Below are 22,617 nucleotides of genomic sequence, written 5' to 3' on the forward strand. Positions count from 1 at the left end.
GCAAACATGGCACAAAATACGGTAGATAAAAAATTTGTATTAACTAAAAAAGATAGACTAGCGGTTGCTTGGCGTTCCACCTTCATTCAAGGATCATGGAACTATGAACGGATGCAAAACGGCGGCTGGGCTTTCGCAATGATTCCAGCAATCAAAAAACTTTATCCAGAAAAAGAAGATCGCGTCTTGGCGTTGAAACGCCACTTGGAATTCTTCAATACACATCCATATGTGGCCTCTCCAATATTAGGAGTAACACTGACTCTGGAAGAAGAACGCGCAAACGGAGTCCCAGTGGATGATGTTACGATTCAAGGTGTGAAGGTCGGAATGATGGGACCTCTTGCCGGTGTTGGTGACCCTGTGTTCTGGTTTACAGTCCGTCCCATTCTGGGGGCTTTAGGTGCATCCTTGGCCTTAACAGGAAACATTTTAGGACCTATCCTCTTCTTTGTTGCATGGAACATTATCCGTTGGTCATTCATGTGGTATACCCAAGAATTCGGTTATAAGGCTGGATCAAAAATCACCGAAGATTTGTCTGGTGGAGTACTTCAAGATGTGACAAAAGGAGCTTCCATTCTTGGGATGTTCGTATTGGCTGCCTTGGTGCAACGTTGGGTTTCCATCTCGTTTGCTCCAATCGTTTCTTCAGTGAAACTATCAGAAGGCGCATTTATCGACTGGGAAAACCTTCCAAGCGGCACTGCCGGCATCCAGCAAGCCCTGACGCAGTATACTTCAGGCTTGTCACTGACTGATACAAAAGTGACGACCTTGCAAAACAACTTGGATCAATTGATCCCTGGCTTGGCAGCTTTGCTGTTGACATTACTTTGCATGTGGTTGCTGAAGAAGAAAGTTTCTCCAATCGTGATCATTCTTGGCTTGTTCGTTGTCGGTATCGGCGGACGCTTGATCGGATTGCTATAATTTTCGGATGCATCAAAAATGACGATTATGAGGCTCAGGCAAACCTGCCTGAGCCTTGTTTTTCTTGTATAAAGTAAAGAGTGTATATTATACTCAAACCAGACGAAAAGAGAGAGGGGCATATGCAATGGTTGAATCCCTGAATGCAAAGGTTGATATGGCAGTGGATGGTACTTCTTATATGGGGTTGACGGACTATGGGAAAATTATGATCGGAGATAAAGCGTTTGAATTTTATCATCATCGTGATCCACGAAAGTTCATTCAAATTCCTTGGGAAGAGGTCGATTATGTCTTGGCATCCGTGATGTTCAAAGGGAAATGGATTCCACGTTTTGCGCTTCAAACAAAGAAAGATGGTACGTATACTTTTTCAGCCAAAAACCCCAAGGACGTGTTACGTGCGATCCGCATCTATGTTAGACCAGATCACATGGTTCAATCATTGGGTTTCTTCGATGTTATGAAGAATGCCTTCAAGCACTTGTTCAAAAAGAAAGCATCCTGAATTGTGGCGGGAAATGTAGATGCATGCGGTTGCTGGATGAGCGATTTAAGGAGGTTCTAAGGTGGTAATGGATATTCGATTAGTACGAATCGACGATCGTTTGATTCATGGACAGGTGGCAACCGTGTGGACAAAGCTAAGCAAAGCAGAGCGGATTATCGTCATCAGTGATGAGGTGGCGAAGGATCATCTGCGTAAGACGCTCTTGCGTCAGGTCGCTCCACCAGGTGTAAAGGTCAATGTGATTCCAGTAGAAAAGTTTATCGAAATTTACTTTGATGATACACACAATAATTTTCGCGCGATGCTCTTGTTTACGAATCCTACAGATGTCGCACGAATCGTACAAAGTGGCGTTCAAATTCATTCCGTCAACATCGGCAGTATGAGCTATTCAGATGGTAAGAAGATGATCACAAACGCAGTAGCGGTTGATAAACGCGATATTCAGGCTTTTGAGTATTTAAACTATAAAGGCATCCACTTGGATATCCGGAAGGTCGTCGCTGACAATAAAGTAGATCTCATGCAAGTGCTGAAAAAAGAAGGATTAGTGTGAGCACATATTAAAAGAAGACACGAAGCGAATGGAACATCGCCTTGTGCCTTCTTTATTTTTAGACGGAACGGTATACTATCCAGGAGGTGACAGAATGCTAAAAGAAGCATGTGTAGAAAATTTTACGAACGTCCCAGGAGTCATCGAGCGCGGGGCTAAACGGATTGAACTCTGCGACAACTTGGCAGTAGGGGGAACGACACCAAGCATTGGTGTCATCAAAATTGCAACGGAGTATTGCTCCGACAAAGATGTGTCCATTATCGTGATACTGCGACCACGAGGCGGAGATTTTGTTTATTCCAATATGGAAAAAGCCATCATGATGCGGGATTTAGAAGAAATAATAGCCTCGCATGCCAATGGTATTGCAGTAGGGGCTTTAACCGCAGCCGACGCATTGGATAAACCCTTTTTGGAAGAAATAGCCAAGCTGGCCTGCGATAATGGAATCGAACTTGCTTTTCACATGGCGTTTGATGAAATACCGGAAGATAAGCAAAGAGACGCATTATTGTGGTTGGGAGAAATTGGTTTCACGCGGATTTTGACGCATGGCGGTCCTAAAGAAAATACGATTTTCGATAACGCAGCCCACATTGCCGAACTTGCGGAAATCAATCCAGACATGACAATAATGCCGGGTGGAGGCATTACGAAAGACAACCTCGCAGACCTTGCAAAAATATTGGAATTTACCGAAGTGCACGGGACACGAATTGTGTAGGGGAGGGGCCTATCTAAGGCAAAGAAGGGGCTGCCTCATCGAGGTAGCCCCTTCTTTATGCATTTTAATACGTGTAGTTGTTCAATGCGTTCCACAATAGGAACTCGTTGACACCGGCATCATACAGTGCCTGCACTTGGGCATCGACTTGTTCTTTGCCGTAAGTTTGGTAGAATCCGGATCCCAAGTAGGAAGCGGTGAAGTCCTGCAACCAAGGACGGCTGGTTGGTGGAGTCTCAAGCGATGCAAGCAACTCATTTTCGACTATCATGTATTCGGATACCAATTCATACGGGTACAGATCCGGCTTGTAGATACCAAAGTAATCGGTGCCCCAGTGGCTCGGGTAAATCATCGAAGAGATGACATCAACATTCTCGGAAATCTCAGGGAAGTTCTGGCCGATGCCGGATGCTTCGACGACAGAAGCGGTATAGCCGAAGATATCAACGGATACGTCCACGCCGTATGGCATCAGTTTTTCTTTCGCATAAGCGGTAAAGTCGGTGATGGCCTGCACGCGTTTTTCGTCGTCGGTCATTTCAAGATTCGCGTATTCACCCATGTCATAATTCAATGTGTCGCCCCATACTTCAAAGCCTTCAGGGAAGCGAACATAGTCGAATTGGACTTCCTTGAATCCGACTTTGGCAGCTTCGATTCCGACATTGACGGCGTAATCCCAAGTCTGCTTCAGGAATGGATTTATGAATGATTCACCATTCGATGCGACCCAGACGGAGCCATCGCTTTCTGTGAAGGACATTTCCGGCTGTTCGTTAGCCAACAAAGTGTCCTTGAAGGTCACGATGCGAGCAATCGGATAGATCTGTTTCTCTTCCATCACGTCCATCAGCTTATTGACATCCGGGATATACTCTTCCGTATTTTCCTGGATGTGGGTATCATCGGAGTTGAAATCAGCAGTCACAACGCCCATGTCGTCCTTGATGTCGATGACCATCGCGTTCAGGTCGTTCGAATCGACGTACTCGATGAGTTTGTTGAATTTTTCTTCATAGCCGACCGAGTAGGCTGTCACATAGATCCCTTTGACGCCGTCAGCTGGATAGGCGATTTCGACGCCGCTGTCGTAGAAAAATTTCTTTGGCAGTTCCTTGGCGGTTGGTGTCTTCAAAAGCGCACCTTGGCGCAGCGTCAGCGCTGTAGTAGTTGTAGCTGCTGTGGTTTCCGCAGTTGCGCTTTCGCTGGCTGAGGAGCTTTCGGTTTCACTTGCTGATGCGACTGTTGTGCCTGATAGGAAAAACAATAAACTGGCGGCAGCGAGTGTCTGTTTAAAATAGGTCATCATTACATTTCCTCCCGTTCAGGCGATTCGATTACATTCGGATCCACGATTGTGATCTCTTTCGCGCGTAGGCCATCGATGATGGCAGCAATCGCGTCGTTTGTCCATGGACGATCATGCATCAGCAAGTTCGCACCGTCACCTAGGTACTGCGAGTTCACCATGACATCTGCTAAAGCAGTGCCTTCCATGAACTCTTCCACCCAATCATAGCCGTAGGTCCAGTTCATGATTGTCATGCCTTCTGCTGCAGCGATTGCGATGGTATCGTCATTGTACTGTCCGTAAGGGGCACGCAGGAAGCGCGGACGCTCACCGGTGATCTCTTCTATCAGGTCATTCGTTGATTTGATTTCTTCCAGTTGCTCATCGTAGGTCAAAGATTGGAAGTCGGGATGCGAATAGGAATGGTTACCGATTTCGAAGCCCATGTCATAGACGGTCTTGATATCTTCGCGCGCCTGTTCATTTGTGAGGAATTGTCCCATCACGAAGAAAATGGCATTGGCATCCTTCGATTTGACGGTTTCGGCAATTTCCACGGTGTAGCTGTTCGGTTGCTGCGGCGCATCATCAAAAGTCAACAAAGCGACTTGCGTATTGCCATCCTCAGCAATCGGTTGGACCGTGGAAATCTCCGGGTTGATGCGGTATTCGTAGCTGACGGGTTCAACTTTTTTTGCTGGCTTTTCTGCAGCAACAGTCTCTGAGGATTCCGCGGTGCCGGCAGAAGAATCAGCGGCTGTACTACCTTCCTTGCCGATTGCGGCGATAGCTGCTTCCAATTCAACCAATTGCGCATCCAGAGTCGTCAAAATTTCAGCGACGGGAGCAAGGTTGGTTTGGTTTGTTTCGGCGTTCAGATTGATTGCTTCGATTCCCGCAAAGAAGGTATCGAAAGTGGCATCATCCGCTCCGAATCCGGTCAACAGTTCTTCTTCTTTATCCAAGCTGTCTCGATAGGCAGCTAAGTAAGTCAATGAATTTTCGCTGAACAAATCCAGCGTTTCGCCGATTGCCTGCATCTGGTCCAGGGGCAGGGTTTCTTCGTCGAATGCAACGAACTCGTCTTTCGTCTCAGCCAAACCTTCCAAAGCGCTTTCAATCGAATCGGTTAAAGTACGGCGTTCTTCCAAGTTGCTGAACACGGCTGCAGAGCCGTCTTTGAAAGTCTTCAATTCTTCATCGCTGGCCAACGATGCATTGAATGCTTCCTGTAACGCAGTCTCCAATTGTTGCAGCTCATTCAATTGGTTAACAATTTCGGTTTCTTCGGTTTTGATCTGGGTCATTGTTTCTGTCGTTTCTTTCACTTGATCTGCGCAGGCTGACAATACCAGTGCACTGGTAAAAACTAATGCAATCTTCTTACCTCTCAACATAAACAAGCTCCTTTATTACGTGATATATAACAATACAATCTTCATTATACCGAAAATGAGGATTCTTTATCAAGGACGATTACGACATATGCAGAAAATTGTTAAAGATACATTAAAATGATAGTCGCAACTTACTTGATGTATAAGGCTTCAAGCGGAAATAAAGGAATCAATGACTATACAATTTTGAAAATTAGTTTACAATAGATAGAGGCAAAAGATACGGAAAAACGTTAATTTCAGAATAAGTGAGGCTATCGGATGATTATCTATTATATATTGGCCATCTTGCTGTTGGTCCTGGACCAGTGGAGTAAAATTGCCATCGTAAATAATTTTGCATTGCACGAAGTGAATGAAGTGTTACCGGGCATTTTGTCTCTGTTCTACATTCAGAACGAGGGCGCTGCCTGGGGGATTTTTGAAGGAAGGATGTTCTTTTTCTTCATCATCACCGTAGTTGTCGTGGGCGCGATGGTCTACAATGCGCACAAACAGGGATTCGACAAAAAAATCGTGGGCATCAGTTACGCATTTCTTTTGAGCGGTGCGTTAGGCAATTTCATCGATCGGATGCGTTTGGGATACGTGGTGGACATGTTCCGCCTTGACTTCATTGATTTTCCGATTTTTAATGTGGCGGATGTCTGTTTGACGATAGGCGTCATCTTGATGACGATCTATATCCTTTTCATGGAAGAGGAAGAAGAAAAAATAAGTTCTAAAAATAAGCTAAAGTAAAGTGGGATTCAAATGACAGAAAAAATCGTATTTAACATTGATGGTCAAACCGGCAGGATCGATAAGATCTTGGCGGATTTCATGACCGGCACGAGCCGTTCGCAAATTCAGGCATGGGTCAAAGACGGCAATCTGATGGTGAACGACAAAGCCGTCAAATCGAATTACAAGGTCCAAGAAGGGGATCTTCTGGAATTGACGATTCCGGAACCAGAACAAATCAACGTAACGCCTGAGGACATTGCATTGGATGTCATCTACGAAGACGATGCGCTGTTGGTCGTCAATAAGCCAACAGGCATGGTCGTTCATCCATCCAAAGGGCATCTTTCCGGCACCTTGGTCAACGGCTTGTTGTTTCACGTAAACGCGCTATCCGACGGCACAGCAAATATCCGTCCGGGAATCGTTCACCGCATCGATATGGATACATCCGGCTTATTGGTTGTCGCGAAAACGAACGAAGCGCACCAGAAATTGGCGGAGCAGCTTGAGAACCACACGATGGAACGGGCCTATCTTGCTTTGGTCCATGGCGTGATTCCGCATGATGACGGCACTATCGATGCGCCGATCGCCCGGATGTTGATCGACCGCAAAAAACGCACAGTGGCTGACGGCGGCAAAAAGGCAGTGACGCATTTTGATGTCATCGAGCGTTTCCGTGATTTCACTTTGCTGAAATTGCACCTCGAAACCGGCCGCACGCACCAGATCCGTGTCCATATGAAATACATCGGCCATCCGGTGGCTGGAGATCCTATGTACGGACCGGCTGAAACACTCAGCGGCCATGGACAATATTTGCATGCGTCCACTTTGGGCTTCATCCACCCGACGACGGGCAAGGAAATGCGCTTCGAAGCACCTTTGCCTGATTTCTACAGCGAAAAACTGGCGGAACTGCGCAAAAACTGATTGACAGCAACGCCTCTATTCGTTATCATTACAGTAATATTGAAGGAACCTTTAAAATAGTCCAGAGAGGCTAAAAGGTGCATCACATTTTGTATAGCGTCACGTGACTGTACCCTTATGCCCACATGCATAAGGGTATTTTTTTTCATTTTGACGATGAAGGAGTAGTGGACATGGCAGAAGAAATCGAAATCATGGATGCCCAGACGATGAAACGCGCGCTGACCCGCATCACACATGAAATATTGGAAAAGAACGACGGCACCAAGAACCTGATTTTGGTGGGCATCAAAACGCGCGGTATTTACCTGGCCAAGCGCATCGCGGAACGGATTAAAGATTTTGAAGGCTTCGAGGTACCGGTAGGGGAATTGGACATTACGCTGTACCGCGACGATGTGCACCGCGATATGAATGAAAACCCGGTGTTGCACGAAACGAACATTCCGTTTTCGGTTGCCGGCAAGCATGTCGTGTTGGTGGACGATGTGTTGTTCACCGCGCGTACGATCCGGGCCGGCATGGATGCTGTGATGGATCTGGGGAGAGCAAAACGGATCACGGTAGCGGTCCTGATCGACAGAGGACACCGGGAACTGCCGATCAAGGCAGATTATGTCGGCAAAAACATTCCGACATCCCAAGCGGAACAGATTTCCGTCCGTTTGGATGAAGTCGACGGCATCGAAAAAGTCACATTGATCAGAGCGTAAACAATAGGTTGGTGATTCTTTAACTGTGTCCAGTGAGACACAGAAGAATTTGCTTTGAAGCTTGCTCCATCGCATTTTTTGAGATCACCTTATTTTTTCAAAATTAAGGAGGAAAATAATTATGAGTCAAGCTATGATGACAGTCGTCAGTCAGACAGAAATCGCAAAAGACATCTTTGAATTGCGCCTGAAAGGTGCATTAGTGAATGAAATGGGAGCACCGGATCAGTTTTTGCATATCCGTGTCCCAGGGGATGAACTGCTTTTGAGACGCCCAATCAGCATCGCTTCAATCGATGCCGAGAAGGAAGAATGCGTCATTATCTACCGTACCGAAGGAAAAGGCACCACTATCATCAGCAAGCTTACAGCAGGGGACGAATTGGACATCCTGGGGCCATTGGGCAACGGGTATCCGATAGATATGCTCTCAGAAGGACAAAACGCTTTGCTGATTGGAGGGGGCATCGGCGTTCCTCCGCTTTATGAATTAGCGAAACAATTGCATTCAAAAGGCATCAACGTTGTCAACTGCTTCGGTTTCAAAAACAAAGAAGAAGTATTCTATGAGGAAGAATTTGCAGCATTCGGCAAAGTGAACATCGCGACAGATGACGGCAGCTACGGCAAGCAAGGCTTCGTTACACAATACTTCGATGAGCTGGACGGCTTCGTTCCGGACGCGGTCTTCGCTTGCGGTCCTAAAGGCTTATTGGTAGCAGTATCAAAGACATTCGACCCGAGCCTTACCTACCTTTCGCTGGAAGAGCGCATGGCCTGCGGTATCGGTGCCTGTTACGGTTGCGTCTGCGACAAGAAAGACAGCACATCAGCTTACGATAATTTCAGAGTCTGTGTCGAAGGACCGGTCTTCAGAGCAGAGGAGATAGTATTATGAATCGATTAGCAGTCAGTTTACCCGGTTTGGAATTAAAAAATCCGATCATTCCTGCAAGCGGATGTTTCGGCTTCGGCGAGGATTACGGCAAGTTTTACGACCTGAGCCTATTGGGCGCCATCATGACGAAAGCGACGACGCTGGAGCCCCGCAGAGGCAATCCTACGCCGCGTTTGGCAGAAACGCCATCCGGCATGCTGAATGCTATCGGATTGCAGAATCCTGGTGTTGAGGTTGTTGTTGCACAGAAGCACACAGCGCTTGAAAAATACGATGTGCCTTTGATTTCGAACGTCGCCGGAAATACAGTCGATGATTATTACCAAGTCTGCAAAGCCGTTTCCCAATCGCCGAACGTCAAAGCGATCGAATTGAACATTTCTTGCCCGAACGTCCACAAAGGCGGCCTGCAATTCGGAACCGATCCGGAGATGGCAGCTGCTGTAACGCGTGCGGCGAAAGAAGGGGCAACCGTTCCGGTTTACGTCAAATTGTCACCGAACGTAACGGATATCGTCGAAATCGCAAAAGCGGTTGAAGCAGCCGGGGCGGATGGTATTTCAATGATCAACACTTTGGTGGGCATGCGCATCGATTTGCACACGCGCAAACCGATTATCGCCAACAAAACGGGTGGCCTTTCCGGTCCTGCCATCAAACCGGTAGCAATCCGCATGATCTATCAAGTGGCGCGTGCAGTCAATATTCCGATTATCGGGATGGGCGGCGTCTATACGGTGGATGATGTGCTGGAAATGTTCATGGCTGGAGCAAGTGCAGTCGGCGTTGGCATGGCCAATTTCACCGATCCGTTCGTTTGCCCGAAATTGATCGAACAGCTTCCGCAACGCATGGACGAACTGGGCATCAACAGCCTGCAGGAATTAATCAATGAAGTGAGAGAAGGCATCCTCAATGAACGATAAACCGATAATAGCGTTGGACTTTTCAACGAGCGAAGAAATCAAGGACTTCCTTTTGCTATTCAAAGATGAGTCGCTTTATGTAAAAGTGGGTATGGAATTGTATTACCAACACGGAGCGGAAATCGTGAAAAAGATCAAGGAAATGGGCCACGAAATCTTCCTGGACCTGAAATTGCATGACATCCCGAACACTGTTCACCGCGCCATGAAAGGCTTGGCCGCCTTGGATATCGATATGGTTAATGTCCATGCAGCTGGCGGTTCGGAAATGATGAAAGCCGCCAAAGACGGCTTGATCGCAGGTACGCCGGCAGGAAGCGCCGTTCCGAAGCTGATCGCGGTCACACAATTGACTTCCACTTCCGAAGAAGCAATGCAGTCGGAACAGTTGATCAAAGTCAGCCTGCAGGAGAGCGTCTTGCATTACGCAGACCTTACCTGCAAATCCGGACTCGACGGCGTCGTTTGTTCCGCATGGGAAGCGCGCATGATCAAGGACCACACGAATGAGGAATTCATCTGTTTGACGCCGGGTATCCGCCCGGCCGGCAGTGCAGTTGGAGACCAGAAGCGTGTTGCGACACCAGGCCGCGCAAGAGAAATCGGCTCAACCTTCATCGTAGTCGGTCGTCCGATCACCCAGGCAGCGGATCCGGTTGCAGCCTATCATGAAATCAAGAACCAATGGAATGGAGCAGAATAAAATGACGATAGCAAAAGAAGTAGCAAAATCATTATTGGACATCAAAGCAGTGAGCTTGAGCCCGAAAGACCCATTTACTTGGGCATCCGGCTTGAGAAGTCCAATCTATTGCGATAATCGCGTGACAATGAGCTTCCCGGCAGTGCGTAAACAGATTGCGCAAGGTTTGGCTGATTTGATCAAAGAAAAATACCCGGATGCAGAAGTGATTGCCGGAACTGCGACTGCAGGCATCCCACACGCAGCTTGGATCGCTGACATTTTGGACTTGCCGATGGTCTACATCCGCAGCAAAGCGAAAGACCACGGAACAGGCCGCAAAATCGAAGGCAAAATTACCGAAGGTCAAAAAATGGTCGTTGTCGAAGACTTGATCTCCACAGGCGGCAGCGTCATCGAAGCTTCCAAAGCGGCTGAACTGGAAGGCGCAAACGTATTGGGTTGCGTCGCTATCTTCACTTATGAATTGGCTAAAGGAACGAAAAATTTCGCCGATGCTGGTCTTGCGATCGACACGTTGTCCAACTACAGCACATTGCTGGAAGTTGCCCATGAAACAAACTACATCTCCGAAGCAGAATTGGAGTTATTGAAAGACTGGAGCAAAGACCCTGAGAACTGGTTCAAGGGTTAATCCCATGTCCAAATAGTTGTTATGAAAAACCCGGCAAACAAGATCTGGAATCTTGCTTGCCGGGTTTTCCATTCATTTTTTTGCAAGTAAGCGCTCTAATGGTGGTATACTGTTTGCATATGTTTTCTTGATAAGGACGAGAAGAGGTGAAAATGATGGCGAAGCAGGAATTCCAACTGAAGCAAACGCAACAACAATCGATCCGGATGACGCAGCAGCTGCGACAGGCATTGCACGTTCTACAGATGCCCATGTCGGAACTTTCCAGCTACATAGAGGACCAGGCATTGGGAAATCCGTTGATGGACATTAAAAAGCGGGCATCGGACACGGGCGCGGTAGCCGTCTCCAATGTTTACACGGCGGATAATCAGACCCCCTGGTATGAACGCATGGAAAGCAAGAATCAGTCGCTCTATGATTTTCTGCATGAACAGATTTATCTGAACATGAAAAACACGCCGCTCAGGCAGTTGGTGCTGTTCCTCATCCGATATGTGACGGATAACGGCTATTTGGATATCAAACTGGCAGAAGTTGCGGAGGCAACTGCGGCCGAGGAAACGGAAGTATTGGATGCCTTGACGCTCTTACAGCAGTTGGACCCTCCCGGTGTCGGTGCCCGCGACCTACAGGAGTTTCTGATGCTACAGACCGAAAGGGATGAACAGTCGCCCCCGCAAGCCTACTATATATTGGAAAATTATTTCAAGGAGCTGTCTTCCTATCGCTTGGAGGCTATTAGGGACGTCGAGGAGATCGATCATGACGAACTGATTGAAATCATCACCTACATGAGCAAGCTGAAGACGAAGTTGCAGTGGGAGACCGTATTCGAGGAGACTGTCTTCATCGAACCGGACATCTATGTAGCCATAGCCGAGGATAACTCGCTGGATGTCTCGTTCAATCAAAGCGGCCTGCCATCGGTGGCGTTCAACGAAGACTATTACAGCGAATTGTTGGCGTTGGCGGATAAAGATATGAAACGTTATCTGGAAGAAAAAAAGAAAGAAATTTCCTGGATCCAGCAGTGTGTTCTCCAACGGACGCAAAACGTCATCAAAATTACGGAAGCCATCCTGCAGCTACAGGCGGATTATTTCATGGAAAAAGCCTCATCGATGAAGCCTATGACGATGAAAAACATCGCTAAACTAACGGAGCTGAGTATTTCGACGGTGAGCCGGGTCGTGAACGACAAATACATGGCGACCCCGAAAGGCATCTTTGAATTGCGCTTTTTCTTCCGGAGCGGTTTTATGAAAGAGGATGACGGGGATCAGGTTGCCATCTCATCCATCGTCATCGAAACCGAAATAAAGGAAATAGTCGGCCGCGAAGAAAAGACAAAGCCAGTTTCCGACCAGGTGATTGCCGATCATTTCACCGCGCAGGGAATCGACATCTCCCGCAGGACAGTGGCAAAATACCGCATGGGTTTGGGCATTCCCTCCAGTTCGAAAAGAAAAAGGCCATAATTATGTCGATCGGCGAGTGGTTAACAAGACGGTCAATGGGTGAAAGTAGGGATGATGCAATCATTGGCAGGGGTTGGTGAGCCAATCTTATCGGGAACATTATCAAACCGCTCTGAACGGAAACCGGATGCGAAAAAATGACTGCCTCATTTAGAGGCAGCCCGACGTTCCGCACAGCACAAATACGAAAATCACGCAGGCATATGAAGAGGCCCGAGAAATATTTCTCGGGCCTCTTTGCACGTTTTAGGAGAAGCGGACTTTGTATTATCGATCTTGCGATGCAAAGGTAATCTGCTCTCAATCGGCTTTCAGCGTCCGGACCAGTTCCTTATCCGGCGTTACATAAAGGGTTTTTTGCCCTTCGTAGATGACGAAACCGGGTTTCGCACCGTTTGGTTTGCGTATGTTCTTGACCACAACGTAGTCGACAGGGACGTTCGAAGAATTCTGGAACTTGGAATAATAAGCGGCCAATGTCGCCGCTTCAAAGAGCGTCTCCTCGGAAGGGTGATTGCTTTCGATGATGACATGCGAACCGGGTATGTTTTTCGTATGCAGCCAAATATCCGATTTTTTTGCCGTCTTCAGCGTCAGCTGGTCGTTCTGCACATTGTTCTTTCCGATCAGGATGGTCGTGCCGTCCGATGACAGGAATTTGTGGGGCTTGCTGGTTTTGTGTTTTTTCTGTTTACCTTTGTACTTTTTCTTCAAATATCCAGATTCGCGCAGCTCGTCCTTTATGTCCTCCAAGTCCTGCGGGTCGGAGAGTTGGATCAGCGTTTCGATGGATTCCAAATATTCGTTCTCTGCATGGGTATGTTCGACCTGCTCATTCACGTATGCGACGGCAGTGGTGAGCTTCTGATATTTGGAAAAGTATTTTTGGGCATTCTGGGAAGGGGTCAGCGCTGGATTCAAAGCAATCGTTATCGGATTCTCATCATCGTAGAAGTTGTTGAGCGTCACTTCCATATCGCCTTTTTTCATTTGATGCAGATAGGCCGTCAAGATCTCTCCCTTGATCCGGTAGACATCAGCTTTTTCCGTCTCCAACAGCGTCTGGTCCAGCTTCTTCAGCTTCAGCTGATTCTTCTTGCGTTCCGTGTTGACGACATGGAGCAGCTCGGAAGCCACTTGGTTGATGCGGTCCCGGGATGCTTTTTCATCATAGTAGGCGTCCAACAATTCGCTAAGGCTGTCGTAATGCCTTTTCTCTCCCGGAAGACTCCGGAACGGGAAGGGTGTAAAATGTTGTTTCTTTGCGGATTCTTCGGTCAATGTAGGGATAGCCGTGTCCAGCTGTTGTTTAAATGCGAGAATCGCATCCGCTGCAGACAACCCATCCTGCTCCGTATAGTAGCTGATTTCCATTGCGGAATCGCTGCCCAAGCCCTGAAAAGCTCCTTGCAATGATTTGAACAGCGGTAATTCATCGCTGAATGTGGCTGCGACAGATGCCAGTTCCTCCTTTTCCATCTCAAAAGGGTTCGCTTTGTCCTGATGGGGCGGTAACTGATAGGCGACTCCTGGATGCAGCGGCCGGAAACTGTTTTGATAAAACGGCACATGCTTCAGGCAATCGATGATCATCCTGGTTTGCTTATCGATCAGGAAGATGTTGCTATGACGACCCATCAATTCGATGATCAATTCCATTTGGCGCTGGTCGCCGAGTTCATCGAAATTCCGGAATGAGAAAATGATGATCCGGTCGTTGCCCAATTGTTTGATGTCTTCGATGTAGGCACCCTCCAGATTTTTGCGCAGCACCATACAGAAATTGGGCGCTGAATCGGGGTTGGATAAGTTATCATTGATTACTTGTATCCGAGCGTAGGATGGGTGAGCTGACAGCAATACCCGTTTGTTTTTCCGATTGGCTCGTATGGTAAGAATAATTTCGTGCTGAAACGGCTGATAGACCTTACTGATCCTTCCGTTTTCCAGGTCGCGGTTCAATTCCTTGACCATGGCACGTGTAAATACACCATCAAAAGACATGAAAACACCTCCTAGTACATGTCAATATACGCCTTTCATTATACCATATCATCTCCGGCGTCTGGCGTGTTTCTTCATTGTGTCATATTTTGGTGCAAACCATAAGGGAAGGCGCACTTGATATGTACCTATATTATCATTCACCGGATGACAGATATCCAAAACGGCATACAGAAAGACAATGTACAACCCTAACAATGAAAAAATACGAAAACATAAGTTTTGTTAATTTGGGTAATCTCAGAATAAAGAAGAAACATGCGAAAATAATCGGGTTTTTACTTTTATTTTTCTAAAAGAAGTAGATTTATAAATAAACACATGTTCCAAACGAGCGATTGCTAAAAAATGCGACAACTATAAAGTGTATTTAAACAAGAATAGCATCAATTCGACGAGGGGCTCCAGTTGCTGCTGGTCGCCAAGTTCATCGAAGTTCTGAAAAGAGAAAATGACGATCCGGTCATTGCCTAATTAGTGAATCTCTTCGATGATTTCTCCTTCGAGTTTCTTTCGGAGCACCATACAGACGTTCCGATGTCCTGAAAGGCAAGGGGAGTTATTCGTTTTTTGGACATTCAACATTCGGGAGGGGGGTGGATGAAAACAAAATACTGTTAGTTTCCTAAGAGAACACTCAACATAGTGATATTATATTTCATTTTCAGAGTTTACCGATTTTTAATAAACACCAATGCAAGTTGTGTCGGATATCTCATTCAAAAAATGTAAAGTCCTAGTGAACAGAGTGTAAAGATAGTATGATGAAATGCTTATACATAGGTATTGTCAGCATTCCCAACGGATTTTCCGGGTGGATAGATTTCAAAAAATCCGTTTTATAAAATGACATCATATAAATTGAATCCTGGACAGGCATCAGACTGTTTTTTTCGACTGATTATATAAAAGTAAATAATTTTACAATTAATGTTGCATTTACGTTTATAGTGACTTATACTAAGAAAGTAATCGAAACATGAATGCGATTGAAAACGCTTACTGTTTGTTTTTTTGAATGTCAGCACCACTATGATTGGAGCCCGTCATAATGGGGGCCTGCTGTTCATTCCTAAAGACCGATAGGCAGTTATTTGATGTAACTTCATGCGGTGTTGCAGAAGAAAAGGATTGCGATATCCAAACTGAAACCATCGCGACAGCTTAACTTGGCGTCTTGTCGCATATCAAAAATTTCATTACTGTGTGTGGTGATGAATGATAACCTTGGGGGGATGGAGTACGTAATGGATGAATCAACAAGATTGCAAGGTGTGGAGTTTTGCTCAGTTGTTCATAAGCTACATTTTGCAGATGTATACTGCCATTATTCAATGCATATCCATCTTTTATTCTGCACACTTCGATTACACGGACACGCGAAACAGGTGAGATCATTTCAAAAGCCAACTTGAACTTCCCCCCGAAGTTTTTTTGGGTCAATCAAAGGAAAAAAGCATGATCACAGGGTGGTTCCTTGATCATGCTTTTTGTTTTGCGGAATGGAAACGGTAAGTAATATGAGAATACCTCATCTTTTTCTAATCCTACTCTTGACTTTGTTTTTCCCATTGGTTACTATTAAATTATCAATCAAAAAGGAGCAATCAAGCATGTCTGCATATACTCGCGTTTCCAAATTGAATTTTTTCGATTGGCAAAGCCACGTGGAGTAGGTTGTTCTTTGTGACGTATTGATTGTCCGTAGATACAGCCTCAGATGAAACATCTGAACAGTATCTATGTGGATTACTAAAGATATTTAAGCCGCCACATAGACAATATCGGTCTGTGTGGCGTTTTCTGTATTCAGCCGCCATACTTGGTTCAGATGGCGGCTTTTTTATCACCTTTTTACAGAATAAGAAGCAGAAAAATTGGAGGAATCAGAAATGAAAAAATTATTCAGAGCACGCGCAAGTATCTTGACCCTAATGGCAGCGACAGTATTGATGGCATGCGGCAATTCGGATGCCAATAATTCGGACACCTCTTCGGACGGTTCCGCTGCAAGCTCCACCGACAGCATAAATCCAGATTTGCCATACATCGGTATTATGCAATTGACGACCCATCCGGCACTCGATCAGATTGGAGAAGGCATCATCGACCAATTAGAAGAAGCCGGCTATGTGGACGGCGAAACGGCAACAATCGATTTCCAGAATGCGCAAGGCGATCAGTCCAATATGCAATCAATAGCGGAGCGATTCGTTTCGAATGATGCGGATATCATGATCGGCATCGCTACCCCAGCAGCACAGGCTTTGGCGAATGCATCCAGTGATATCCCGATCATTTTGGGAGCCATCACGGATCCGGTAGCAGCCAGTCTTGTGGATTCATTGGAAAAACCGGGCGGCAATATCACCGGCGTCAGCGATAAGACTCCCGCCCGCGATCAATTTGTTTTGATTCAACAATTGCTTCCTGATGCCAAAACAATCGGTATCCTTTACTCATCAGCAGAGGACAACTCAATCAGCTCCGCTAAAGAGGCTGAAGAAATTGCCGCTTCATTAGGCTTGAAAACAATCACAAAAACAGTCACTTCCACGAACGATATCGCGCAAGTCGCTGAAAGCCTTGCTTCTGAAGTGGATGCAATCTACGTACCGACAGACAACACCATCGCAAGCGGTTTAGCGACATTGATCCCGGTTGCGGATTCTTACAACATCCCGGTATTCCCTGCTGTGGACACGATGGTTGAAGAGGGCGGGTTGGCAACGATTGGTTTGAATCAATATGCATTGGGTACCCAAACCGGAGCTGTGGCGGCTGATATCCTGGCTGGAGCTGATCCCGCAACTTATCCTGTACAATACGCGACTGGGATCCAACTGGTCATCAATCGAGCGAAAGCCGACCAATTAGGCATCACGATCCCCGATGATGTCGCACAGAATGCCATCTTTGTAGGAGAAGGAGAGTAACATTAATGAATATGATTATTTCTGCCGTCTCCCAAGGGTTGCTTTGGAGTATTCTGGCACTGGGTTTATTTGTAAGTTTCCGCATTTTGGATCTGGCCGACATGACTACCGAGGGTGCGTTCCCCCTCGGTGCGGCTGTGGCTGTCCAAGCCATCACTCTAGGCGCCAATCCTTATATCGCGATTATATTTGCCATCATTGCCGGCAGCTCAGCCGGACTGATCACTGGGTTTTTGATTACAAAACTCCAGATTCCCAGCCTTTTGGCGGGTATTCTGACGATGACAGGCCTCTATTCCATCAACTTGCGCGTGATGGGGAGGGCAAACATCAGTCTGTTGGGCAAAGATACAATTTTCACGGTTTTTAAAAACATGAATCTTCCCAGACATTTCGACACAATTATGTTGGGCTTGTTGGTTGTCGTCCTGATTATCGGGCTCTATGTTATCTTTTTCAAGACGGAATTCGGTCAAGCTGTTATCGCAACGGGTGACAACGAAGCGATGGCCCGCTCATTGGGTATATCCACAAACACAATGAAAATCGTAGGCTTGATGATTTCGAACGGGATCGTCGCTTTGGCTGGATCAATCATCGCACAGGACAACGGCTACGCCGACATCAGTATGGGTATCGGAACAATCGTCATCGGTTTGGCTTCGATCATCATCGGCGAAGTATTGTTCACGAATGTCTCTTTCAAAATGCGTTTGGTTTGCCTAATGTTGGGTTCAGTCCTGTATCGTCTGATTATGGTGATGGTATTGGAAGCCGGTATGAATCCGAACGACTTCAAGTTGATTTCGGCGGTATTGTTGACCTTCTTCTTGGCGTTACCGAAAATCAAGGAAACCTATTATATGTACTCATTGCGAAAGAAGGTGAAGCGAAATGACTAATCAGGAAGCGATGTTGACGATGTCACATGTCTCCAAAACGTTCTACCCTGGTTCACCAAATCAGGTCAACGCACTCCAGGACGTAAATCTGACTGTCAGACAAGGCGATTTCATCACTTTGGTCGGAGGCAACGGAGCTGGCAAATCAACCCTGTTGAATGCTATTTCCGGAAACTTTCTGCCTGACACAGGCGATATCATCGTAAACGGACAAAATGTTACCTTCTTAAAAGAAGACAAACGAGCGCCTTACATCAGCCGGGTCTTTCAGGATCCCAAAATGGGAACTGCCCCACGTATGACGGTACAGGAAAATTTATCTTTGGCATACCGTAGAGGGCAAAAACGGACGCTACGCTTCGGGACTTCGCAGGAAGAAAAAGTATTCTTCAAAGAAGAGCTGAAAAAATTAGGCTTAGGCCTGGAAAACCGGATGGGCTCAGAAATCGGGCTCTTGTCCGGTGGTCAGAGACAAGCAATCGCTCTGCTGATGGCAACGATGAAACGCCCGGACATCCTGCTGTTGGATGAACATACGGCAGCGTTGGATCCGAAAACGGCTAAATTGGTTCTGGAATTGACGAATCAACAAGTGATCGACAACAACCTTACCAGCATCATGATCACGCACAACCTGCAGGACGCCATTCAGTACGGAAATCGTATGCTTGTGCTGCATCACGGTCAAATCATGAAGGATTATGACTCCGAAATGAAGAAAACATTGACACCCGAAAAAATATTTGCTGAACTTCAGGAATTATCCATCCAAGACATACTAGTCTGATAGAAAGGTAAGTGATCTTTATGTGGCATCCGGGAGATGCGATCGGCTTCATCAGCTGTTCGAACGGATTAACGAATAATGATCGCTCGCTGGAAATGGTTTCGTCACTAAGCCGGAAAATCAAGAATGATTTTGGCCTGGAGACCGTAATGAGTGACGTCCTTTTTCTGGATAAAGAGACACAGCAAACCGAGGCCCCTGCATCCCGTGCAGGGGCTTTATTGTCTCTTTACTCTGATGCGAGTGTAAAAGCGATATTTGATTTATCCGGTGGGGATTTAGCAAATGAAATATTGCCTTATCTCGATTTCGAGAGTATCAAAAGTAATCCAAAACCCTATTTTGGATACAGCGATAATACTGTAATCGTGAATGCGCTCCAAGGCAAAACTGGCATCCAGAATGTCCTATATAATCCCAAAGTGCTTGTGGGCCAGGAAGAAGCGTTTCAAACACAAGCTCTCAGTGATTTGGTTACCCAAATCGACGCAGACTGGACTGGAATATTCAAAATAAGCGGAAATAGCGCCTCTGAACAATCCGCGGCAGTTTTCGTAGGCGGGAATCTGCGCTGCTTCCTGAAGCTAGCAGGAACCCCTTATTGGCCGGAATTGGAAAACAAAGTGCTGGTTATCGAATCGGCAGGCGGCAGGTACGAAGCGATGTGCAGCGGTTTGGCGCAACTGGAGCAGTTGGGGGCTTTCGGAAAAATCAACGGTCTGCTCATCGGGCAATTCACGCAACTGGCTTTGGACGAAAAAACGTCAGCTTTTCTGAGAGTGTGCCGCAACTACGCTTCTCGGTACGGGTTCCCCGTATGGGAAACAGACTTCATCGGGCATGACGACTATTCAAAGCCGATTCGCATCGGTTGAGGGGACTATGTCTGGTTTGATCGAGAAAAAACAGAGTATCCAATTAGCCAGCATTGACAAAAGCGATTATGCGCGTTATTATTTTAGCAACAGAATGAATTTCCTTTAACGAGAGTCCAGAGAGACTACTAAGGAGCATATCAGGCCTACTGCGCCTTTATCATGACTTTATGCCCATTGTCTCTTTGACCATGGGCTTTTTTTCTGGAGATTTATCCTATCGCACAACTTAATAGCGAATGTGAGACTTTAAGGGGGTCCTGTGAGGCCCGCAAGGTCACTAGATGGCCGCTCTGTATCCAAATATGGGAGCGGCTGGCCTAGAACCTGAAGAACTTACAAATTCTTCGGGTTCTTTTTGCCTCCATTCACAAAAAACTAATTGGAGGGCTTTAAAATGATGCAGACAACAAATCAGATCGCATTAAAAAACTTTGTAAGTGTCGAGGAACTAACGAATTTGGAAATCATGTCGCTGATCATGCGGGCATCCGAATTCAAAAACGGCGTCCAACCAGATCGGGATTTGACTGAGGGCATCTACGCTTCGAACTTGTTTTTCGAGAACAGCACACGCACACACAAAAGTTTCGAAATGGCGGAACACAAGTTGGGGATGAAAGTCATCAGCTTTGACACTTCGACTAGCAGCGTCAGCAAAGGCGAGACGCTTTATGACACGGTTTTGACCTTATCGGCGATCGGCGTGGATGTGGTCGTTATCCGCCACAGTGCGGAAGCCTACTACAAAGAATTGATCGAAAGCCCAGGTATCACCGCGTCAATCGTGAACGGCGGAGATGGCGCCGGCCAGCATCCGAGCCAGTGCTTGTTGGACCTATTGACAATCTACGAAGAATTCCATACTTTCAGCGGAGTTAAGGTAGCCATATGCGGCGACTTGTCGCACTCACGTGTAGCTAAAACAAACATGCAGATGCTGCAGCGCCTAGGAGCGACCATTTATTTTACGGGTCCGGAAGAGTGGTACGATTCTACTTTCGATCAATACGGCACGCACAAGGAAATCGATGACATCATCGGAGAAGTCGATGTCATGATGCTTCTCCGCGTCCAGACAGAACGCCATGGCGGAAAAGCGATGCGCTACACTAAAGCCGAGTATCTCGATCAATTCGGCTTGACCGTCGCTCGCGAAGCCCGCATGAAGGAATCCGCCATCATCATGCATCCCGCTCCGGTAAACCGAGATGTGGAATTGGCGGACAGCCTAGTGGAATGCCGCCGCTCGCGGATCGTGACGCAAATGAAAAATGGCGTCTTTGCGAGAATGGCCATATTGGAAGCCATCGTAAACGGAAGAACAATGAACGTATAATCATAACAATTCACCAGTGGAGGGATCACATGTCAGTTTGGATAAAAAATGCAAAAATGTTGGGTCAAAAAGAGGAACTTATTCCTGTAGAGATATATGTGAAAGACGATAAAATAGCAGCAATCGGTCAGGATCTTCAGGGAACGGCTGAGGATGCAACAGTCATCGATGCCAAGGGCGGTCTGGTAACTCCCGGTTTAGTCGACGTGCACGTGCACTTGCGTGAACCAGGTTTCACCTATAAAGAGACAATCGAAACAGGAACCCAGGCAGCCGCTCGCGGAGGCTTCACGACAGTCTGCGCAATGCCAAACCTGAATCCGGTTCCGGATACGGCTGATAAATTCGCTGCCATCCAACAACTGATTAAAGATACAGCCATCATCAAAGTAAAACAGTATGCGCCCATCACCGAGAACTTGCGCAGTGACGTCTTGACCGATCAGAAGCAATTATTGGAAGCTGGCGCCTTCGCCTTCACTAACGATGGTGTAGGTGTCCAAACAGCCGGAACGATGTATTTGGCAATGAAAGAAGCAGCAAAGAATAACGTTGCGCTTGTTGCGCATACCGAAGACGACTCGCTGTTGTTCGGAGGCGTGATGCATAAAGGCACCCGCTCCGACGAATTGGATTTGCCTGGCATCTTGAGCGTGACGGAATCGACGCAAATCGCCCGCGATGTGCTTTTAGCGGAAGCGACAGGCTGCCATTACCATGTCTGCCATGTTTCAACGAAAGAGAGCGTACGCGTTATCCGCGATGCCAAACGAGCTGGTATCCATGTCACTGCGGAAGTCGCTCCTCATCACTTGATCCTGATAGATGGTTCCATCCCAACCGATACTGCCATCTACAAAATGAACCCACCATTGCGCGGCGCTGAAGACCGTGCAGCCTTAATAGAGGGATTGCTGGACGGCACAATCGACTGCATCGCAACCGATCATGCTCCGCACGGAGAAGAAGAAAAACAAGGCGGTATGGTTGGCGCTCCATTCGGCATCGTCGGCATCGAGACTGCTTTCCAACTAATGTATTCCAACTTCGTCTTAGGTGGTGTCTTCACCTTGAAACAACTGGTTGATTGGATGACTGTCACGCCAGCAGCATTGTTCGGCATGGAGTCTGGGACGCTGGATATCGGCTCCCAAGCGGATATCGCCATCTTCGATTTGGCCAACGAATACGAAATCCGCAGCGAAGACTTCCTTTCGAAAGCGACAAATACACCGTTCACCGGCTGGAAAGTCAAAGGCGAAACGCTTTATACACTAGTGGACGGCAAAGTCGTCTACTCGAAATAAATAGATGATAAGGAGTAAGCAACGAATTGCAATTC

At 46.8% G+C, this 22,617-nt stretch carries 22 protein-coding genes; 18 read left to right on the forward strand and 4 right to left on the reverse strand.

The genetic code is table 11. The features are described 5' to 3' along the window. Window positions 1–6: 6 nt before the first annotated feature. The 4 genes from BLV66_RS02455 (at window position 7) to BLV66_RS02470 (ending at window position 2,727) form a co-directional block, all read left to right on the forward strand. Window positions 7–933, forward strand: coding sequence for a PTS system mannose/fructose/sorbose family transporter subunit IID (locus BLV66_RS02455; RefSeq protein WP_086984907.1), 927 nt, complete (start codon window positions 7–9; stop codon window positions 931–933). A gap of 127 nt (window positions 934–1,060) precedes the next feature. After that, entirely contained in the window at window positions 1,061–1,441 is a 381-nt protein-coding gene (locus tag BLV66_RS02460; protein WP_086984905.1) for a DUF956 family protein, read from the forward strand. Window positions 1,442–1,502: 61 nt separating this feature from the next. After that, a complete protein-coding gene (locus BLV66_RS02465; protein ID WP_176974095.1) occupies window positions 1,503–2,000 on the forward strand; it encodes a mannose/fructose/sorbose PTS transporter subunit IIB in 498 nt (165 codons plus the stop codon). A gap of 94 nt (window positions 2,001–2,094) precedes the next feature. Beyond that, window positions 2,095–2,727: a copper homeostasis protein CutC gene (locus BLV66_RS02470; RefSeq protein ID WP_086984903.1), complete on the forward strand. Its 633-nt coding sequence runs from the start codon at window positions 2,095–2,097 to the stop codon at window positions 2,725–2,727. 64 nt (window positions 2,728–2,791) lie between these two features. Here BLV66_RS02470 and BLV66_RS02475 read toward each other — a convergent pair whose 3' ends face one another. Together BLV66_RS02475 and BLV66_RS02480 are read right to left on the reverse strand one after the other, a co-directional pair. Further along, window positions 2,792–4,039, reverse strand: a complete 1,248-nt coding sequence (locus tag BLV66_RS02475; protein ID WP_245826644.1) for a putative glycoside hydrolase — start codon at window positions 4,037–4,039, stop codon at window positions 2,792–2,794. Continuing rightward, window positions 4,039–5,418 (reverse strand): polysaccharide deacetylase family protein, encoded by a 1,380-nt coding sequence (locus BLV66_RS02480; protein WP_086984901.1) that lies wholly within the window; start codon window positions 5,416–5,418, stop codon window positions 4,039–4,041. The genes BLV66_RS02475 and BLV66_RS02480 overlap by 1 nt, the downstream gene beginning before the upstream one ends. A 261-nt stretch (window positions 5,419–5,679) precedes the next feature. On the opposite strand from BLV66_RS02480, the gene lspA reads away from it, so the two are divergent. The 8 genes from lspA to rpoN all read left to right on the forward strand — a co-directional run bounded on the left by lspA (window position 5,680) and on the right by rpoN (window position 12,432). Beyond that, window positions 5,680–6,159 (forward strand): signal peptidase II, encoded by a 480-nt coding sequence (gene lspA / locus BLV66_RS02485; RefSeq protein ID WP_086984899.1) that lies wholly within the window; start codon window positions 5,680–5,682, stop codon window positions 6,157–6,159. Window positions 6,160–6,171: 12 nt separating this feature from the next. Next, complete coding sequence (locus BLV66_RS02490; protein WP_086984897.1) at window positions 6,172–7,077, forward strand: RluA family pseudouridine synthase; 906 nt, start codon at window positions 6,172–6,174, stop codon at window positions 7,075–7,077. Window positions 7,078–7,250: 173 nt separating this feature from the next. Then, complete coding sequence (gene pyrR / locus BLV66_RS02495) at window positions 7,251–7,790, forward strand: bifunctional pyr operon transcriptional regulator/uracil phosphoribosyltransferase PyrR (protein WP_086984896.1); 540 nt, start codon at window positions 7,251–7,253, stop codon at window positions 7,788–7,790. 121 nt (window positions 7,791–7,911) lie between these two features. Then, window positions 7,912–8,688 (forward strand): dihydroorotate dehydrogenase electron transfer subunit, encoded by a 777-nt coding sequence (locus BLV66_RS02500; protein WP_218131786.1) that lies wholly within the window; start codon window positions 7,912–7,914, stop codon window positions 8,686–8,688. Further along, window positions 8,685–9,614, forward strand: coding sequence for a dihydroorotate dehydrogenase (locus BLV66_RS02505; RefSeq protein ID WP_086941438.1), 930 nt, complete (start codon window positions 8,685–8,687; stop codon window positions 9,612–9,614). The genes BLV66_RS02500 and BLV66_RS02505 overlap by 4 nt, the downstream gene beginning before the upstream one ends. Then, a complete protein-coding gene (gene pyrF, locus BLV66_RS02510) occupies window positions 9,604–10,317 on the forward strand; it encodes an orotidine-5'-phosphate decarboxylase (RefSeq protein WP_086984893.1) in 714 nt (237 codons plus the stop codon). The genes BLV66_RS02505 and pyrF overlap by 11 nt, the downstream gene beginning before the upstream one ends. 1 nt (window position 10,318) lies before the next feature. Then, window positions 10,319–10,951: an orotate phosphoribosyltransferase gene (gene pyrE / locus BLV66_RS02515; protein WP_086984891.1), complete on the forward strand. Its 633-nt coding sequence runs from the start codon at window positions 10,319–10,321 to the stop codon at window positions 10,949–10,951. Between the two features lie 152 nt (window positions 10,952–11,103). Further along, window positions 11,104–12,432, forward strand: coding sequence for an RNA polymerase factor sigma-54 (rpoN, locus tag BLV66_RS02520; protein WP_086984889.1), 1,329 nt, complete (start codon window positions 11,104–11,106; stop codon window positions 12,430–12,432). A 300-nt stretch (window positions 12,433–12,732) separates the two neighbouring features. Here rpoN and BLV66_RS02525 read toward each other — a convergent pair whose 3' ends face one another. Together BLV66_RS02525 and BLV66_RS15410 are read right to left on the reverse strand one after the other, a co-directional pair. Next, the gene (locus tag BLV66_RS02525; protein WP_086984887.1) at window positions 12,733–14,436 is read right to left on the reverse strand and encodes an NFACT RNA binding domain-containing protein; all 1,704 of its coding nucleotides are present in this window, start codon (window positions 14,434–14,436) and stop codon (window positions 12,733–12,735) included. A gap of 1,164 nt (window positions 14,437–15,600) precedes the next feature. After that, complete coding sequence (locus BLV66_RS15410; protein WP_143033079.1) at window positions 15,601–15,846, reverse strand: hypothetical protein; 246 nt, start codon at window positions 15,844–15,846, stop codon at window positions 15,601–15,603. A 482-nt stretch (window positions 15,847–16,328) separates the two neighbouring features. Here BLV66_RS15410 and trpX point away from each other — a divergent pair, with 482 nt between their 5' ends. From trpX to pyrC, 6 genes are all read left to right on the forward strand, one after another. Beyond that, on the forward strand, window positions 16,329–17,372 hold the full coding sequence (trpX, locus tag BLV66_RS02530; protein ID WP_245826643.1) for a tryptophan ABC transporter substrate-binding protein: 1,044 nt from the start codon (window positions 16,329–16,331) through the stop codon (window positions 17,370–17,372). Between the two features lie 5 nt (window positions 17,373–17,377). Continuing rightward, window positions 17,378–18,274: an ABC transporter permease gene (locus BLV66_RS02535; RefSeq protein ID WP_086984885.1), complete on the forward strand. Its 897-nt coding sequence runs from the start codon at window positions 17,378–17,380 to the stop codon at window positions 18,272–18,274. Then, complete coding sequence (locus tag BLV66_RS02540) at window positions 18,267–19,061, forward strand: ABC transporter ATP-binding protein (protein WP_086984884.1); 795 nt, start codon at window positions 18,267–18,269, stop codon at window positions 19,059–19,061. Before BLV66_RS02535 ends, BLV66_RS02540 begins: the two co-directional genes overlap by 8 nt. 20 nt (window positions 19,062–19,081) lie before the next feature. Then, window positions 19,082–19,936 (forward strand): LD-carboxypeptidase, encoded by an 855-nt coding sequence (locus BLV66_RS02545; protein WP_086984882.1) that lies wholly within the window; start codon window positions 19,082–19,084, stop codon window positions 19,934–19,936. A gap of 397 nt (window positions 19,937–20,333) precedes the next feature. Continuing rightward, entirely contained in the window at window positions 20,334–21,275 is a 942-nt protein-coding gene (locus tag BLV66_RS02550) for an aspartate carbamoyltransferase catalytic subunit (protein WP_086984880.1), read from the forward strand. Window positions 21,276–21,304: 29 nt separating this feature from the next. Beyond that, window positions 21,305–22,582: a dihydroorotase gene (gene pyrC / locus BLV66_RS02555; protein WP_086984878.1), complete on the forward strand. Its 1,278-nt coding sequence runs from the start codon at window positions 21,305–21,307 to the stop codon at window positions 22,580–22,582. Window positions 22,583–22,617 lie beyond the last annotated feature (35 nt).

This window comes from Trichococcus collinsii (assembly GCF_900107505.1).
Classification (GTDB): Bacteria; Bacillota; Bacilli; order Lactobacillales; family Aerococcaceae; genus Trichococcus; species Trichococcus collinsii.